2 protein-coding genes are annotated in these 2,024 nt (G+C 69.8%); both read left to right on the forward strand.

The window, feature by feature from the left end:
- On the forward strand, nt 1–1,286 hold a 1,286-nt coding region (locus tag QH283_RS26340; protein WP_280505628.1), incomplete at its 5' end, for an NtaA/DmoA family FMN-dependent monooxygenase.
- On the forward strand, nt 1,276–2,024 hold a 749-nt coding region (locus QH283_RS26345; protein WP_280505629.1), incomplete at its 3' end, for an MFS transporter. The genes QH283_RS26340 and QH283_RS26345, both read left to right, overlap by 11 nt.

Genomic DNA, 2,024 nt, shown 5'->3' on the forward strand with positions numbered 1-2,024 from the left:
GGGTCTTCTCCCCAACTCCCCCGCCCCCCTCCGGCCCCCACGGCTGGTCCGACCGCGACGCCCGCACCTGGAGCGACGGACGCTTCTATGTCGACATGGTGCGCGACATGGAGCGCGCGGGCTTCGACTTCATGATGCTCGAGGACTCTCTCATGGTGCCCGACATCTACGCCGGCACCGCCGAACTGGAACTCAAGCACGCCTTCTACGCGCCCAAGCTCGACCCGGTGCCGGTGGTGTCGATGCTGGCCTACGCCACCGAGCACATCGGCATCGTCGCCACCGCCTCGACCACCTTCTACCCGCCGTATCTGCTGGCCCGCGCCTTCGCCACCCTCGACCACGTCACCCGCGGCCGGGTCGGCTGGAACGTGGTGACCTCCAGCGAGGACCGCGCCGCCCAGAACTTCGGCATGGACGTGCTGCCCGAGCACGACGCCCGCTACGAGATCGCCGAAGAGTTCATGGAGGTCACCGGCAAGCTGTGGCAGTCATGGGAGCCCGACGCCATCGTCATCGACCGCGAGCGCGGCTACTTCGCCGATCACACCAAGGTCAACCCGATCGACCACCGCGGCAAGCACTTCGCGGTGCGTGGGCCGATGAATGTGCACCCCGGCCCGCAGGGCAAGCCGGTGATCTGCCAGGCGGGCTCCTCGCCGCGCGGACGCGATTTCGCCGCGGCCAACGCCGACATGCTGCTGTGCATCCCCAACGGGCTAGAGGGCATGAAGGCCTATCGCGACGACATCCGTGCGCGCGCGGAGAAGTTCGGCCGCGACCCCGACGAGATCAAGGTGTTCTTCGTCGTCGCGCCCGTCATCGGCCGCACCGACGAGGAGGCCCAGGCGAAGAACGAGGCGTTCCTGGCCGCCGAACAGGAGAACTTCGAACACCAGATGGTGCACTTCGCGGCCACGATGGAGATCGACTTCTCGGTCTTCGATCCCGACCTGCCCATCCCCGACGATGTGACCACAAACGGCCACCAGGGCCAGTTCGCGCTGTGGAAGGAGGCCTTCGGCGGGCGTCCGATCCGCGAGGCCGCCTCCAAGATGCGGGTCCAGTCGATGGAACTGGTCGGCTCGCCGGTCACCGTCGCCGACAAGATGGAGGAGGCGATGGACTACGTCGGCGGCGACGGGTTCATGTTCCTTTCGCAGCCGCCCAGCCGCTCCTACACCGCCCTCATCACCGAGGGCCTGTGCCCGGAACTGTCGCGGCGCGGGCTGATCCGGCAGGGCTTCAGTCACCGCACCTTCCGCGAGAACCTCCGTGCGTTCTGAACGCACCTCCCGGTTCACCGGCATGGCCGCGGCCACGGCGTACGTGGTCGGCATCTGCGGCTCCAACGGCATCGTCCCGCTGTTGCCGCGCTACCAGGACGAACTCGGGCTCTCGGCCTTCGAGAGCGCGGTGATCTTCGCGATGTACTTCGTCCCGCTGGTGGCGGTGCTGCTGATCGGGGCGCGCACCTCGCTGGCGCGGTACTCGCGGTTCGTGCTCATCGGCGCGATGGGCTGCGCGGTGGTGGCCAACCTGCTGCTGTTGTTCGGCGCGAACCACGGCGCGCTGCTGTACCCGGGCCGTTTCCTGGTCGGGCTGTGCAGCGCGCTGGCCACCGGCGCCGGGGCGGCGGTCATGTCGGCCGGGCTCGGGCCACGGGGCAGGCAGTTCGTGTCCGGGGCGTCGATGTTCGGCGCGGGCATCGGCCTGGCCCTGGCCACCGCCGTCGTGGTGTGGCTGCCCGGCCCGACCACCACGATCTACCTGCTCAACGTGGTGCTCTCGGCGGTGTGCGCGGTGGTCCTCGCGGTCGACCTGCGCGACGGACCGCTGTTGCTGCCCGAAGGGCAGGCGGCCACAGCACAAGTACCCACAGCACAGGTAGCCCCTGGGCAGGCGATTGCTGGGCAGGCAGGCGCTGGACGGCCGGACTCGGTCCGCGGCGGTCCGGCCCTCGGCCGTACCGTGGCCGGGCCCCCGGGGCGGGGGGGGCAGCCCCACCCCGACCAGATCCGCGC

This window comes from Nocardia farcinica, assembly GCF_029867845.1.
Taxonomy (GTDB): Bacteria; Actinomycetota; Actinomycetes; order Mycobacteriales; family Mycobacteriaceae; genus Nocardia; species Nocardia farcinica_A.